This is a genomic window from Saccharothrix sp. (genome assembly GCF_031180885.1).
GTDB lineage: Bacteria > Actinomycetota > Actinomycetes > Mycobacteriales > Pseudonocardiaceae > Actinosynnema.
This window is the reverse complement of the sequence record NZ_JAPSLK010000029.1, coordinates 35,754-50,895: the sequence shown is the minus strand read 5'-3', so window position 1 is coordinate 50,895 and position 15,142 is coordinate 35,754. Positions and strand designations below refer to the sequence as shown.

General features: G+C 70.8%; 12 protein-coding genes and 1 riboswitch. Of the genes, 9 read left to right on the top strand and 3 right to left on the bottom strand.

Annotated elements, in window-relative coordinates; all coding sequences use genetic code 11:
- Positions 1-42: 42 nt before the first annotated feature.
- The 3 genes from RIN75_RS27375 (at position 43) to RIN75_RS27365 (ending at position 4,861) form a co-directional block, all read left to right on the top strand.
- A complete protein-coding gene (locus RIN75_RS27375; RefSeq protein WP_309114902.1) occupies positions 43-1,344 on the top strand; it encodes a carbohydrate-binding protein in 1,302 nt (433 codons plus the stop codon).
- Positions 1,345-2,316: 972 nt separating this feature from the next.
- A complete protein-coding gene (locus RIN75_RS27370; RefSeq protein ID WP_309114901.1) occupies positions 2,317-2,877 on the top strand; it encodes a TetR/AcrR family transcriptional regulator in 561 nt (186 codons plus the stop codon).
- Positions 2,878-2,893: 16 nt separating this feature from the next.
- Entirely contained in the window at positions 2,894-4,861 is a 1,968-nt protein-coding gene (locus tag RIN75_RS27365; protein ID WP_309114900.1) for a protein kinase, read from the top strand.
- Here RIN75_RS27365 and RIN75_RS27360 read toward each other — a convergent pair.
- Positions 4,794-5,930 carry an amino acid permease gene (locus tag RIN75_RS27360; RefSeq protein WP_309114899.1) on the bottom strand — a complete coding sequence of 379 codons (1,137 nt, stop codon included), beginning with the start codon at positions 5,928-5,930 and terminating at the stop codon, positions 4,794-4,796. The two genes, RIN75_RS27365 and RIN75_RS27360, sit on opposite strands and share 68 nt — an antisense overlap.
- The gene (locus RIN75_RS27355) at positions 5,927-6,319 is read right to left on the bottom strand and encodes a DUF2000 domain-containing protein (RefSeq protein ID WP_309114898.1); all 393 of its coding nucleotides are present in this window, start codon (positions 6,317-6,319) and stop codon (positions 5,927-5,929) included. Before RIN75_RS27355 ends, RIN75_RS27360 begins: the two co-directional genes overlap by 4 nt.
- Positions 6,320-6,429: 110 nt before the next feature.
- On the opposite strand from RIN75_RS27355, the gene RIN75_RS27350 reads away from it, so the two are divergent.
- Positions 6,430-6,888: an Lrp/AsnC family transcriptional regulator gene (locus RIN75_RS27350; protein WP_309114897.1), complete on the top strand. Its 459-nt coding sequence runs from the start codon at positions 6,430-6,432 to the stop codon at positions 6,886-6,888.
- 39 nt (positions 6,889-6,927) lie between these two features.
- Here RIN75_RS27350 and RIN75_RS27345 read toward each other — a convergent pair whose 3' ends face one another.
- Positions 6,928-8,499: a dolichyl-phosphate-mannose--protein mannosyltransferase gene (locus tag RIN75_RS27345; RefSeq protein WP_375296032.1), complete on the bottom strand. Its 1,572-nt coding sequence runs from the start codon at positions 8,497-8,499 to the stop codon at positions 6,928-6,930.
- 15 nt (positions 8,500-8,514) lie between these two features.
- On the opposite strand from RIN75_RS27345, the gene rsmI reads away from it, so the two are divergent.
- The 5 genes from rsmI to rsmA all read left to right on the top strand — a co-directional run bounded on the left by rsmI (position 8,515) and on the right by rsmA (position 14,785).
- Entirely contained in the window at positions 8,515-9,369 is an 855-nt protein-coding gene (gene rsmI / locus RIN75_RS27340) for a 16S rRNA (cytidine(1402)-2'-O)-methyltransferase (protein ID WP_375296031.1), read from the top strand.
- A gap of 50 nt (positions 9,370-9,419) precedes the next feature.
- Positions 9,420-11,213 carry a methionine--tRNA ligase gene (gene metG, locus RIN75_RS27335; RefSeq protein ID WP_309114895.1) on the top strand — a complete coding sequence of 598 codons (1,794 nt, stop codon included), beginning with the start codon at positions 9,420-9,422 and terminating at the stop codon, positions 11,211-11,213.
- The gene (locus RIN75_RS27330; protein WP_309114894.1) at positions 11,210-12,049 is read left to right on the top strand and encodes a TatD family hydrolase; all 840 of its coding nucleotides are present in this window, start codon (positions 11,210-11,212) and stop codon (positions 12,047-12,049) included. The genes metG and RIN75_RS27330 overlap by 4 nt, the downstream gene beginning before the upstream one ends.
- A 317-nt stretch (positions 12,050-12,366) precedes the next feature.
- Positions 12,367-13,755, top strand: a complete 1,389-nt coding sequence (locus RIN75_RS27325) for a transglycosylase family protein (RefSeq protein ID WP_375296030.1) — start codon at positions 12,367-12,369, stop codon at positions 13,753-13,755.
- Positions 13,756-13,906: 151 nt separating this feature from the next.
- Positions 13,907-14,785 carry a 16S rRNA (adenine(1518)-N(6)/adenine(1519)-N(6))-dimethyltransferase RsmA gene (gene rsmA / locus RIN75_RS27320; RefSeq protein ID WP_309114892.1) on the top strand — a complete coding sequence of 293 codons (879 nt, stop codon included), beginning with the start codon at positions 13,907-13,909 and terminating at the stop codon, positions 14,783-14,785.
- An 86-nt stretch (positions 14,786-14,871) separates the two neighbouring features.
- A riboswitch (SAM riboswitch) is annotated at positions 14,872-14,962 on the top strand.
- Positions 14,963-15,142: the final 180 nt, after the last annotated feature.

The window sequence follows — 15,142 nt, the reverse complement described above, 5'->3', positions numbered from 1 at the left end:
GGCCCCGCATCCCGTGTCACCACCCCTGCAAGGAGACAGCGGATGACTCGACGCATCGCCGCCGCCGTCGCCGTGACGGTCCTGGGCGCTGCCGGTGTCGCAGCGGTCCTGACCAGCAGTGCGACCGCCGGCCCACCACCACCGGAGAGCGACCTCGTGGCCGCTCTCTCCCGCGACCTCGGCCTGACCCCTGACCAGGTCAAGTCGCGCCTCGTCCGCGAAGCCAAGGCGGCGCGCACCGACCACGACCTCAAGAACCACCTCGGCACGAGCTACGCGGGCTCCTGGCTGGACAAGGACGCCACCACGCTGACCGTCGCCGTCACCAGCGAAGCGCAGATCCAGGCGGTGAAGGACGCGGGCGCCACGCCCAAGGTCGTCAAGCGCAGCCAGATCCAGCTCGACGCGCTCAAGGCCAAGCTCGACGCCAACAAGGACGTCCCGGCCGGCGTGCCGGCCTGGTACGTCGACGTGACCACGAACTCCGTGGTCGTACTGGCCCGCGACCTGGGCAACGCCAAGGCGTTCGCCAAGGCCAGCGGCCTGGACGAGGCGGACGTCCGGATCGAGGCGTCGAACGAGGACCCGCGCCCGCTGATCGACGTGATCGGCGGCAACGCCTACTACATGAACGGCGGCGGGCGCTGCTCGATCGGCTTCTCGGTCAACGGCGGCTTCGTCACCGCGGGCCACTGCGGGAGGACCGGCCAGGGCACCACCCAGCCGACCGGGACCTTCGCCGGGTCCAGCTTCCCCGGCAACGACTACGGGTGGGTTCGCGTCGGCGCGGGCAACACCATGCGCGGCCTGGTGAACCGCTACCCCGGCACCGTGCCGGTGGCCGGTTCGACCGACGCGCCGGTGGGCGCCTCGGTGTGCCGCTCGGGCTCCACCACGCAGTGGCGCTGCGGCACCATCCAGCAGCGCAACACCTCCGTCACCTACCCCCAGGGCACCGTCTCCGGAGTGGTCCGCACCAGCGCCTGCGCCGAACCCGGCGACTCGGGCGGCTCGTGGCTCTCCGGTGACCAGGCCCAGGGCGTCACCTCCGGCGGATCCGGGAACTGTTCGTCCGGCGGGACCACGTACTTCCAGCCGGTGAACGAGATCCTCCAGGCCTACGGCCTCCAGCTGGTCACCAGCGGCGGTACGCCGACGACACCGACGTCGCCGACCACCACGACCAGCAACCCGGGCCAGACGACCTGGCAGCCGGGCGCCACGTACGCGATCGGCTCCCTCGTGACGTACAGCGGCGTCGGGTACCGGTGCTTGCAGGGGCACACAGCCCAAACCGGTTGGGAACCGCCCAACGTGCCCGCCCTGTGGGAGCGCGTGGGCTAGCGGCGAGCCACATGCGCGGGGGAGGGGTCCGGCGCCCGGCGTCGGACCCCCCTTCCCGCGCCGCACCGGGGGCGCGAGGCGGCTGCGGAGACGCCTCCCCCCACCGGGACCGAGCGGGCGTTTGCGGAGGCGCCCCGGTCCCACCACCGGGTGGCGGGGCGTTTGCGGAGACGCCCCGCCCCCACTTGTCCACGGAGGTCGGGGGACTGCGGACTTCCCGGCGGAGCCGGGCTTTCCGGCGTAGCCGGGGCTTTCGGCGGAGCCGGGCCTTTACGGCGGAGCCGGGCTTTCCGGCGCAGTCGGGCCTTTCCGGCGGAGCCGGGGCTTTCGGCGGAGCTGGGCTTTCCGGCGTAGCCGGGAGCTTTTCCGGCGCAGCCGGTCCGGCGGAGCCGGGGGCTTTTGGGGCTTTTGCTGGGTGGCCTGGGAGGGGGTGGGCGGGTGGAGGTTCAAGTGACACAGCTCCTTTGAGCGGGTTACCCCGCAGCCCAGGTGGCTGTGTGCACGTGAGCGTTCCACCCACCCACCCCCACCCAGGCCGTCCCCGCAAAAGCCCCAAAAGCCCCGCGCTCCGCGCGACGCGCTGACGCGCGAGCGCCTCCGGCGCAAAAGCCCCAAAAGCCGCAAAAGCCAACAATCCCGCGCTGCGCGCGACGCGCTGACGCGCGAGCGCCTTCGGCGCAAAAAGGCCACGCTCCGCGCCGCCCGGCAAGCCCGCCCCCGGCAAGCCCCCCGGCAAGCCCGCCCCCGGCAAGCCCGCCCCGCGCCCCACCCCGGCGTGCTCCACGACCGACCGCGCCGCCGCCTCGTCCCGCGAGTAGTGCACGACGACCCGAAGGCCGTCAGCCGCCAGGCGCAGCTCGATCGCCCTGCCGATGCCCCGGCTCGCCCCGTCACCAGGGCCGTCTTCACCTGATACCAAATCTGTAGTGTTCGTTACAAAAGACACTGTAGCGGTCGTTATAAAATGGCCGCGTGGCGGGGCGCAGGCGTGGGTTCGACCGGGAGGAAGTGCTCGACCAGGTGACGCGCGCCTTCTGGCGCTCGGGGTACGACGCGACCTCCGTCGCCGACCTCACCAAGCTCACCGGCGTCAACCCGCCGAGCCTCTACGCCGCCTTCGGTGACAAGAAAGCCCTGTTCAACGAGGTCGTCGAGCGGTACCGGCGGACCTACGGGGCGTTCACCACCCGGGCCGTCGACGAAGAGCCCACCGCTCGCCTGGCCGTCGAACGGGTCCTGCGCGAAGCCGCCGTCGAGTACATCGCCGAGGACCGGCCGCGCGGCTGCCTGATCCTCAGCGCCCCCGAACTCGGACACCTGCGCAAAGCCGCGATCGCCGCCCTCGAAGACAAGATCCGCCACGACGTCGACACCGGCGAACTCCCCGCCCGAACCGATCCGCACGCCCTGGCCGTGTACGTAGCGGCCGTCGTGCGCGGCATGTCGGACCTAGCCCGCGACGGCGCGACGCGCGAAGAACTCCACCATGTTGCGGAGGTTGCCATGTCGGCGTGGCCCTCACCCGTACCCTGAGAGGCGACGAGAAGGGGTGGTGGAGGGCGTGGAGCTGGCCAAGTCGCTACTGGACTGGCTGCACGGCTTTGCCGGTGTCCCCCTGTGCCCGGGCGACTGGGCGTGGACCACGACCGCGCTCGGCGCGCTGATCGGCGTGCTGCCGACCGTCGCCGCGCTGCTGTCGATCACCATCCGCCGGGTCGTCGGCAACTCCTACGGGCCGGTCACCGGGGCGATGTTCGCCGTGCTGGGCGTGACGAGCACGCTGGTGGTGCCGTGGGTGCTGTTCTCCGGCACCGCCCAGGCGCTGCAACGCGGCGCGCTCTACGACATGAGGTCGCTGGCCGAGTCGCCGTGCCTGGCGTTCACCCAGCAGCGGTACCTGGTGGACGGGCCGTCGATCGTCACGGCGATCACCGGCCGGTCCGGGACGGTGTTCCTGATCGCCGCGGGCGTCACCGCCGCGCTGGCGCTGCTGTGCCTGGTGTTCGTGATGATGCAGGCCGGGTCGGCGTTCCGGCTCGGGCCCAACTGGCCCCGTCGGGTGTTCTGGCCACCCTTCCTGGTGCTCTTGGTGGCCACCTCGGCACTGCCCGTGACGCTGGTGGGACACCTGTTGCTCGGGTTCTTCCCGATTGCGCTGATCGGCTCACTCGTCGTGCGGATTTTCGGGTTGACTACCGCCATGCTCAACCGCCCCGGCCGGGACCGCGGTACTCCGGCCACGCCGCAGTCGGGCGCCACGCCGGCGCGCCCCGCCCCGCAGCAGTCGGCCTCGTCCGCGCGGCAGGGCACACCTCAGGGCCACAACCCGCAGAACCCGCCGCCGTACCAGCCGGCCGGCAAGCCGCCGCCCTACCAGCCCGCGCAGGTGCCGCCGTACCGGCCGATCCCGCCGTACAACCCGACGCCGCCGGTGCAGAAGCCGGTCGGGCAGCCCGTCCAGCCGCGCCAGTACCCGCCGACGCGGGTCGCCGAGGTGCCGCCGGTGCCGGGTGCGGAGCCGCCGCGCCCGACGCGCGTGGAGCAGCAGCCCGCCCAGCAGCCCGCCCAGTTGGCCGACACGCCGGGTCCGCTGCCCTTCGGCCCGGGCGCGTCGTCGGCGCCGCCCACCCCGACCCCGGACTCCGGGAAGGTGTGGAACCCGGCGGGCGGCCGGTTCCGCCGCGTCCGCCAGCTCGGCCGGGGCGGGTTCGGCACGGTGTGGCTCGCGGTGGACACCCAGCTCGACCGCACGGTCGCGGTGAAGCTCGCGCACGCCCCGGACAACGACACCGAGCAGCGGATGCTGCGCGAGGCCCGCGCGCTCGCGGCGGTGCGGCACCCGAACTGCGTGCGGGTGTTCGACATCGTGCAGGACCCGGACGGCCTGGCCATCGTGATGGAGTACATCGACGGCCAGCCGCTGTCCGACGTGGTCCTGAAGAACGGCCTGCTCCAGGACACCCTCGCCGCCCGCCTGTGGGTCAACATGGCCGACGCGCTGGCCGCCGCCCACGAGCAGGGCGTCCTGCACCGGGACGTGAAGCCGTCGAACGTGATCGTGGACGGCAGCGGCACCGCGCACCTGATCGACTTCGGCATCGCCCGCTCCAAGGGCGACAGCACGCTGACCGCCACCGGCATGATGGTCGGCACGCCGGACTTCCTGGCTCCCGAGACCGCGCGCGGCGAGGCGGCCAGCCCGGCGTCGGACGCCTGGCAGCTGGCCGCGACCGTCAGCTACGCGCTGACCGGCCACCCGCCGCGCGGGTCGCGGGAGAACCCGATCTCGTCGCTGATGGCGGCGGCGCAGGGCGAGCCGTGCGTGAAGCTGCCCCAGCACAGCGCCCACTCCCGGCTGCTGGCCAACGCGCTGGACGCTGACCCGGCCAAGCGGCCGAGCCTGTCGTCCATCCGGGCCGAGCTGGGGTCGTGGCTGTCCCAGGCGGGCGTCAGCAAGGAGGGCCCGGTGACGCGGCTGATCGACCGGCCGGAGCCACCGACCAGGCCAGTGCGCTGACCAAAACCGGCACCAGCAGCCACCAGCCGGAGAACCCCAGCACCACCAGCGTGAACGCGAGCGCGACGGCGGGCGGGGCCTTGCGCGGCAGCAGCTTGACCGCCGCCGCCATGCCTGCCGCCGTCACCGCCGCCAGCGTCGTCGCGGTGACACCCATGAGCGTGTCCAGGTCGATCTGCCACACAGCGGTCACCACGAGCAGCACCGCGCACCACCCGGCCTGCACGGCGAGGGACCGCTTGACGCCCATCGCCGTGCCGAGCTGAACCGCGCCCGCCACGTAGGTGTTGACCGCGCCGAAGCTCAGCAACACCGCCGCGACCGCCGTGACCACCCGCGCGGACGGTCCGAACGCCCGTTCCAGCGGCACGGCGAGCGGCACGTCCCCCGGCACGGCCACGGTCGTCACCGCCAGCCCCAGGTAGAGGACGGCGACCACGCCCAACGTCCGCCGCGTCGCCCGCTTCGGGTCGGGGAACTCGCCGGACAGGTGGCTCGCCGCCTCCCAGCCCGCGAAGGCGAAGAACAGCACGGTCGCCGCGGTGCCGACCGCGAGCCAGCCGTGCGGCGCGAACGGCCGGAAGTCGTCGGCGGTGACGTGCGGCGCTTGGAAGGCGATGGCCGTGGCCACGAGCGCGGTGAGCAGGCCGACCAGCAGGACTTGGACGGTGGCGGACACCCTGAGCCCGGCGTGGTTCGCGGCGAACGCGGCAACCAGGATCAAGGTCCCCCAGACCAGCGGAGGACCGCCCGCCGCGTGCGCCACGTACTGCCCGCCGACCAGCGCGCCACCCAACACCCCGACCGGCACGCCCACCGCGCAGAACCACCAGGCGACGGTCCGCTGCGCCCGCGGCCCGAACGCCTGGCCCACGAACCCCGCCACGCCGTGCCCGCCGGGATAACGGGTGCCCAGCTCGGCGAACGACATGGCCACCGGGACGCTCAACGCCAGCAGCAACACCCAGGCCAGGATGGACGCCGGTCCCGCTTTCCCGGTCGCCAGCGCGGGCAGCACGAGCACCCCAGGCCCGAGCACCGCCCCCAGGTACATCGCGGTGAGCCTCATGACATCAACGGCAGCTTGCGGGTCAACTTGGTGACCACCTCACGCGGCCCGAACAACGCGACCGCGACGAACTCGGGGTCGTGCGTCCGGGCCAGGTCCTCGAGGTAGGCGTCGTAGGCGCGGGCGCGGCGGGCGACCTCGGTGAACCCGATGGCCGTGACCCCTTCGGCGGCGTGCAGGGCCTTGATCGTCGCGGCGTCGGCGGTGAGGACGGGGACGGGGTGGCCGGTGATGCCGAGGTGGGTGGTGCCGTCGGCGTCCTTGCCGTCGTCACCGATGGTCTCGGGCAGGCGGGCGCCCAGGCTCAGGCCGAGGACGACGGCGGCGTTGGCGGCGAGGTTTCGAGGGAGGTCGGCGCGGAGGACGAGCACGATCCTGGTTGGCAGCACAGCAGTATCCCGTTCATACGATCGGTGGAATGCCTCTGAAGCTAGCCACTTGCCGTGCTTCACGGCCTAGTCGCCGAACCCTATTCGGCAGTTGATGGCATGATCGGCCCGTGGACGAACTTGATTCGGCGATCATCGCCCATCTCCAGACAGATGCCCGGCTGACCAACCGAGAACTGGCCAGACGACTGGGCGTGGCCCCGTCCACCGCTCTGGAACGGGTCAGGCTGCTGCGCGAGCGCGGCGTGATCAAGGGCTACCACGCGGACATCGACCTGGCCGCGCTGAACCGCGGCGTCGAGGCGTTCGTGGCCTGCCGCATCCGCCCGCTGAGCCGAGCGGTGATCGACAACTTCAAGGCGGCCCTGAACGCGCTGCCGGAGGTGCTGGCGACCTACGTGTGCGCGGGCGACGACGACTTCCTCATCCACGTCGCCGTGCCGGACTTGGAGCACCTGCACGAGTTCCTGATCGACCGGCTGAGCGAGCGCCGCGAGGTCCTGAGCTTCCGCAGCTCGGTGATCTTCGAAAGCACCCGCAAAGCCGTCCTCACCGAACTACCGCGCTGACCGGACTACCGCGCTGACCGGACGACCGCGCTGACCGGGCTACCGCCAGGACGGCAGCCAGCGCTGGGCCTCCCACATCTCCGGTGTGATCGGGATGCCGTTCAAGATCGGCCACAGCCACACGAAGTTGGCGACCACCAGCCCCACGTACAGGGCCACCGCCAGCAACCCGGTGCCGCGCCGTTCCTGGCCCGCCGCCGCCGCGCCCAGTACCTCGCCCAACGCCAGCGCGATGCCCAGCACCAGGAACGGCGCCATCGGCGTCACGTAGAAGAAGTACATCTGCCGGTCGACGTTGACGAACCACGGCAGGAAGCCCGCGCCGTACCCGACGAGCACCGCCGCGTACCGCCAGTCCAGCTTCGCGATCGACTTCCACAGCGCCCACGCCAGCACCGGGAACGCCAGCCACCACATCGCGGGCGTGCCGATGAGCATGATCGCGCCCACGCACGACGCCGCGCCGCAGCCGGTGACCGCGCCCTCGTAGTAGTAGAGCATCGGGCGCAGGCCCATCGGCCACGTCCACGGCTTGGACTCCCACGGGTGCCGGTTGGTGTCCGACGTGACCAGCTTGGTGTGGAAGTCCAGCACGTTGCTGCTGTAGTACCAGAGTGCGCGCAGCGGGTCGGGGACCCACGAGTCGTCGGGCAGCTTGGCACCCACGACGTGCCGGTCGATGGCGGTCTCGCTGGCGAACCACGCCCACCACGTCGCCAGGTACGCCAGGATCGGGATCACCAGCAGCCCGAACAGCGACGGCAGCACGTCCCGCACGAACGCGCCCGCCCACGGCCGTTCGACCCCGGCCGACCGCCGGGCCAGCGCGCTCCAGACCACGGACAGCACGCCGAAGAACGCGATGTACCACAGCCCGGACCACTTCACGCCGCACGCGAGCCCCAGCGCGACACCCGCGCCGAACCGCCACCACCGGAACCCGAGCGCCGGCCCGAACACCGACTGCGTCGCCCAGCCCTCGCGCACCGCCACGGCCAGCCGCGCCCGCACCTGGTCGCGGTCGGCCACCAGGCACGCGAACGCGACCACCACGAAGAACGCCAGGAAGATGTCCAGCATCCCCATCCGGGACTGGACGTGGCTCACGCCGTCCGCGATGAGCAGCACACCGGCGATCGCGCCGATCAGGTCCGACCGCGACATGCGCCGCGCGATCCGCACCACCAGCAGGATGGTCAGCGTCCCGGCCAGCGCGGACGCGAAGCGCCAGCCCACGCCGTCGTAGCCGAACAGCCACTCGCCGATCGCGATGAGCTGCTTGCCCAGCGGCGGGTGGACGATCAGCTCGTAGCCGGGGTTGTCCTCATAACCGCCGTTGCGCAGCACCTGCGCGCCCTGCGGCACGTAGTGCTTCTCGTCGAAGATCGGGGTCCCCTTGTCGGTGGGGAACCCGAGGTTCCAGAACCGCACCACGCCGCCGAGCAGCGCGACGGCCAGCGTGACCAGCCACCCGCGCAGGGGGTTGCTCAGCGGTCCGGGTTCGAGCTGCTGCGCCCGAGTCGCGCGGTCGTTGCCCGGTGGCGGGCTGGTCGGGGGGACGTCCCCGACGTCGACCACGTCGTCTGCGGACTGCGGTGCGATCAGGCTCACGGGGCCGATCGTAGGGTGAACGGTGTGAGACCTGTATCCGGATCAGGCCGTTTGGTGCTCGCCGCTACTCCGCTCGGCGACGTCCGAGACGCTTCGCCGCGCCTGGTCGACGCCCTGGCCACGGCGGACGTGGTCGCGGCCGAGGACACCCGGCGGCTGCGCGCCCTGGCGGCGGCGCTGGACGTCGAGGTGGGCGGGCGCGTGGTGAGCTTCTACGACCAGGTGGAGACCAGCCGCCTGCCCGGCCTGCTGGAGTCGCTGCACGCGGGGCAGACCGTGCTGCTGGTCACCGACGCGGGGATGCCCAGCGTGTCCGATCCGGGGTACCGCCTGGTCGCGGCGTGCGTCGAGGAGGGGGTGGTCGTGACGTGCCTACCGGGTCCTTCGGCGGTGACCACGGCCCTGGCCGTCTCGGGTCTGCCGTCGGACCGGTTCTGCTTCGAGGGGTTCCCGCCGCGCAAGCAGGGGGAGCGGCAGCGCTGGTTCGCGGCGTTGGCTGCGGAACCGCGCACGTGCGTGTTCTTCGAATCACCCCATCGGCTGGCAGCCACCCTGGCGGACGCGGCCTCGGTGCTGGGGGAGGACCGGCGGGCCGCGGTGTGCCGGGAGTTGACGAAGACCTATGAGGAAGTCCGTCGCGGCGGCCTCGGTGAGCTGGCGGAATGGGCGGCCGAGGGTGTGAAGGGCGAGATCACGGTGGTCCTGGGGCCGGCCGAACCGCGCGAAGGCCCGTCGATGGAGTCCCTGGTCGCCGAGGTCAAGCAGCGGGTCGCGGACGGCGAGCGGCTGAAGGCGGCGGCGGCCGAGGTCGCGCAGGCGGCGGGCGTGAGCAAGAAGGCCCTGTACGACGCCGTGGTCAGCGGGGGCTGAATCGGCGAGCCGCGCGAAACGGAGTGGCGGGGGCTCCGTAGGCTTGGACCATGAGTGCCTCCGTGTTGACCGCGGTGGCGTGGCCGTATGCCAACGGGCCACGTCACATCGGTCACGTATCAGGGTTCGGTGTCCCCTCCGACGTGTTCTCGCGCTACATGAGGATGTCGGGGCACCGGGTGCTGATGGTGTCCGGCACGGACGAGCACGGCACCCCCATCTCCGTCCAGGCGGAGAAGGAGGGGCTCACCGAGCGCGAGCTGGCCGACAAGTACAACCGGGTCATCGCCGAGGACCTGCACGGGCTGGGCCTGTCCTACGACCTGTTCACCCGCACCACCACCGGCAACCACTACAAGGTGGTGCAGGACCTCTTCCTCGCCCTCTGGAACAACGGCTACGTGGTCCCGAAGACCGAGATGGGCGCGATCAGCCCGTCCACCGGCCGGACCCTGCCCGACCGCTACATCGAGGGCACGTGCCCGATCTGCGGGTACGACGGCGCGCGCGGCGACCAGTGCGACAACTGCGGCAACCAGCTCGACCCGATCGACCTGAAGAACCCGCGCAGCCGGATCAACGGCGAGACGCCGAAGTTCGTCGAGACCGAGCACCTGTTCCTGGACCTGCCGCAGTTCATCGACGCGCTCGGCGGGTGGCTCCAGACCCGCACCGAGTGGCGGCCGAACGTGCTCAAGTTCAGCCAGAACCTGATCAAGGACCTCCGCCCCCGCGCGATCACCCGCGACCTCGACTGGGGTGTGCCGATCCCGCTGGACGGGTGGCGGGACCAGCCGCTCAAGCGGTTCTACGTGTGGTTCGACGCGGTGATCGGGTACTTGAGCGCGTCCGTCGAGTGGGCCCGCCGCACCGGGGACGACGACGCCTGGAAGGAGTTCTGGACCGGCGACGCCCAGGGCTACTACTTCATGGGCAAGGACAACATCGTCTTCCACTCCCTCATCTGGCCCTCCCTCCTCCTCGGCCAGAACGGCCAGGGGACCAAGGGCGGGCAGCCGGGTGTGTTCGGCGAGCTGAACCTGCCCACCGAGGTCGTCTCCAGCGAGTTCCTCACCATGAGCGGCTCGAAGTTCTCCACCTCGCGGGGCACCGTCATCTACGTGACGGACTTCCTGCGCGAGTTCGGCCCGGACGCGTTGCGCTACTTCATCTCCGTGGCCGGCCCGGAGAACCAGGACACCGACTTCACCTGGGACGAGTTCGTCCGCCGCACCAACTTCGAGCTGGCCAACGAGTGGGGCAACCTGGTCAACCGGTCGATCTCGATGGCGCACAAGAACGTCGGCGCCATCCCGACCCCGGGCACCCGCACCGACGCCGACCACGACCTGCTCAAGCTGTCACAACAGGCTTTCGACGTGGTGGGCGCCAACCTGCGGCGGTCGCGGTTCAAGCAGGCCGCGACCGAGGCGATGAAGGTGGTCGGCGCGGCCAACCGCTACCTGTCCGACCAGGAGCCGTGGAAGCTCAAGGACGACCCGGCGCGCCGGGACACCGTCCTGCACACCGCGCTCCAGGTCGTCCAGGACGCCAACGCGCTGCTCACGCCCTTCTTGCCGCACTCGGCGCAGAAGGTGCACGAGGCGCTGGGCGGCACCGGCGTGTGGGCGGCGCAGCCGTCGATCAACGAGGTCACCGACCTGGACGTGCCCGACCGCAAGTACCCGGTGCTGACCGGTGACTACGCGGCCGAGCAGGCCAAGTGGGAGTCAACGCCGATCGAGGTGGGCCGGCCGCTGGCCAAGCCCGCGCCGCTGTTCGCCAAGCTCGCGCCGGAGCTGGCGGAGACCGGCCCGGAGTGGGCCCCGATCATCACCTCGTGACACCGCGCAAGGGCGAGCGGCCACCGGTCCCGGAAGCGCTTCCGGTGCCGGTGGTCGACGCCCACACCCACCTCGACGCCTGCGGGGCGGGAACACCCGAGCAGGTGGCGGAAATGGTGGACCGGGCGAACGCGGCGGGCGTCGACCGGGTGATCACGGTCGGGGACACGGTCGCGTCCGCCCGGTGGGCCGCCGAGGCCGCCACCTGGGACGACCGGGTCTTCGCCGCCGTCGCCCTGCACCCGACCCGCACGTCGGAGTTCACCGACGCGGACCGGTCCGAACTGGAGCGCCTGGCCGCCCGACCCCGCGTGGTCGCGGTCGGCGAGACCGGTCTGGACTACTACTGGGACTACGCCCCGCCGGCCGCCCAGCACGACGCTTTCCGTTGGCACATCGAGCTTTCCAAGCGCGTCGGAAAGCCGCTGATGATCCACGACCGGGAAGCGCACGACGACATCCTGAAGATCTTGGACGAGGAAGGCGCGCCGTCCACTGTGGTCTTCCACTGCTTCTCCGGCGACCTCGCCTTCGCACGGTCCTGTGTGGACCGGGGGTTCGTGCTGTCCTTCGCCGGCACGGTGACCTTCAAGAACGCCCACGCGCTGCGGGAAGCGGCCCGGTGGGTGCCCGCGGATCACCTCCTGGTGGAGACGGATGCGCCCTTCCTGACCCCGCACCCGTTCCGAGGTCGCCCGAACGAGCCCTTCTGCGCCAACTACACGCTCCGCGACATCGCGACACTGCGTGATCTCGAACCAGCGGAACTTGCGTCAACTGTCACCCGAAACGCCGAGCGCGTCTTCGGGCTCAGTGACTTGGTGCAGTCGCAGTAGTGCTTACGACGATCGGCGGACGCCCTTGCTCCTCTGACGAGGTGAGCGAACTCACAACGCCGAACGGGGTGTTTGCACAACCCCCGGACACCCGTTACGGTCCCGTGACCGTGCCCCATGTTTGAAAGTCCGATGGGGCGCACCCGCAGTCGGGGCGGGTCTACGTAGCCAGAAGCGAGAAGTCGACACGCACGGGAGTTGCCGGAGATCACTAGCTGACCGCCGACACCGAACGTGCGCGCAGCACGGCTTCGCGCCTTCAGGAGGTATGGAACCCCGTGAACTCGTTCAACGAGGACACCGACTGGTTTACGCCCGTGAAATCGACCAGCGTCGACGTCCTGGACAGACCCGAGCCGGACTGGTCCGACTGGGAGACCACGGTCTTCAGCATCACGCCGGACGACGTCCTGGAGGTCCTCGGACCCGACGCGGACGAACTGCTGGCCAACGCGAACGTCGACGTCGACGAGCTGATCAAGCTCATCAACGCCGAGACGACGCTCCTCCCCCCGATCATCATCCCGGACGAGGTCTCCCAGGACCGCGTTGCCGGCGGCCTGGCTCTCGAACAGCCCAGCGCACCGCCCGCCGCCCTGGTCGAAGCCGCCGGGAAGTGGAAGCGCCGCTTCCTCAAGGCCGCCGTCGCCACCGTCCTGGTGGGCATCTCCGGCGGTGGCGCCACCGCCGTCGCGATGGACAAGGCCGTCACCGTCGACGTCGACGGCGAGACGAAGACCGTCCACACCTACGAGTCCACGGTCGGCGAGATCCTCGCCGACGAGGGCATCACGATCGGCGAGCACGACGCGCTCAGCCCGTCCCCCCAGGCGAAGGTCTCCGACGGCGGCAAGATCTCGCTGGACCGCGGTCGCCTGGTCAAGCTCACCGTCGACGGCGAGCAGCGCGAGGGCTGGGTCCGCTCGGTCACCGTCGACGAGGCGCTGGACCAGCTCAAGGTCAACGACGAGGGCGCGTGGCTCTCCCACGACCGCGGCATGGACGTCCCGCTGTCCGGCCTGTCGCTGGAGGTCAAGAGCCTCAAGACGATCACGCTGTACGACGGCGGCAACCAGCCGCAGCAGATCCAGACGACCGCGGTCACGGTCGACGAGCTGCTCAAGACCCACAACCTCACCCTGGGCCCGGACGACAAGCTGGAGACCGCGGCCGACCTGCGGATCACCAACGGCGCCGAGGTCCACATCTCCCGCACGGGCGTGTCGGTGATCAACGCGACGGAGGCCATCGCGCCGCCCGTCGAGGAGATCCCGGACGACACGATGATGAAGGGCCAGAAGGAGGTCCTGGACCCGGGCGAGGCCGGCGAGCAGATCGTCACCTACCGCGTGACGATCAAGAATGGCCAGGAGACCAACCGCGAGAAGCTGGGCGCGAAGGTCACCAAGGAGGCCAAGCCGAAGAAGGTCAAGGTCGGCACCAAGCTCCCGCCGGACGGCGAGATCTGGGACCGGCTGGCCTACTGCGAGGCGACCGGCAACTGGGCCATCAACACCGGCAACGGCTACTACGGCGGCCTCCAGTTCAACAAGGGCACGTGGGACGCGTACGGCGGCCAGCAGTACGCCGAGTACCCGCACCAGGCCACCCGCGAGCAGCAGATCGCCATCGCCACCAAGCTCCGCGACGCCCGCGGCGGCTACTCCGCGTGGCCCCACTGCCAGCAGAAGCTCGGCCTGCCGTAACACGGCCGCGACTGGCGTCGCGGCGGCTCGGCCGCCTGGAGGGTCGGCCCATCGCGGCGCGTTTCGCTCCGATCGAAGAGCGTGATCGGAGCGAAACGCGCCGCGACAGGCCGACGCGGCCTCGCGGACGTGGCTGGGAGAGAATGGCCAGGTGACTGAAGCTTCATCGTCAGCAGGGCCGGGGAGTGCGCTCCTCGGCCCTGCTGACGTTCGTCGGCTGGCCGCCGAGCTGGACATCCGCCCCACCAAGAAGCTGGGGCAGAACTTCGTCCACGACCCCAACACCGTGCGCAAGATCGTCGCTTCGGCCGATCTGAGGCCAGACGACGTGGTCCTGGAGGTCGGCCCCGGCCTGGGCTCCCTGACGCTGGCTCTGCTGCCTTCCTGTCGCGCCACGGTGGCCGTGGAGATCGACCCGGTGTTGGCGCAGCGGCTCCCGCAGACAGCCGCCGAGCGCGCTCCTGAGTTGGCCTCCCGCCTCACCGTGATCGAGGCGGACGCGATGCGGGTCACAGCGGATCGGTTTCCCGTGGAGCCGACCGCACTTGTGGCGAACCTCCCCTACAACGTGGCAGTCCCCGTGGTGCTGCACCTGTTGGCCGAACTGCCGACGCTGCGCACCGGACTGGTGATGGTCCAGGCGGAGGTCGCCGACCGCATGGCGGCGGGACCCGGCAGCAAGGTCTACGGCGTGCCGAGCGTCAAGCTCGCCTGGTACGCCGACGCCCGCCGGGCGGGTCCGGTGTCGCGCCAGGTGTTCTGGCCGGTGCCGAACGTGGACTCCGCGCTGGTCGCGTTCGAGCGCCACGCGCCGCTGTCCACAGTGGACCAGAAGACGGTGTTCTCGTTGGTGGATGCGGCTTTCGCGCAACGGCGCAAGGTGCTGCGGGGTGCGCTCGCGGGCTGGGCCGGTTCCGCCGCGCGGGCCGAGCAACTGCTGATCAGCGCGGGTGTCGACCCCGGCGCCCGGGGTGAACAACTGGACGTCGGAGATTTCGTCCGGATAGCCGAAGCTGCCTCATCAAATTAGCCGGTGATCTTTCGGCCGAAAGTGTGATTTGACGAACGATCCGCGTTCTGGCTTGCGTTCGGGTCGGTCTGTCGGGTGTACTCGTGCTGCCATCCCGAGCGGCCGAGAGACCTGGCTCTACGACGCCGCAGCAACCACCCCCCATGGGGCAGGTGCTTCAGCCAGGATCGATGGAGGATCACGTGCCCAGGATGCGAATGCTCACGCGACGGCGAGTCGTCGACCACGGCCGCCGCACGGTATCGGGCTGTCGCAGCTACTAGAAGCTTAGGCGCCTCTCAAGTCCTCGCCGCCCCTTGCGCGTCGCCGCGCGGGGCATCTACCTGAGCTGAGTCCCCGGACGCGCACGCCACGAGC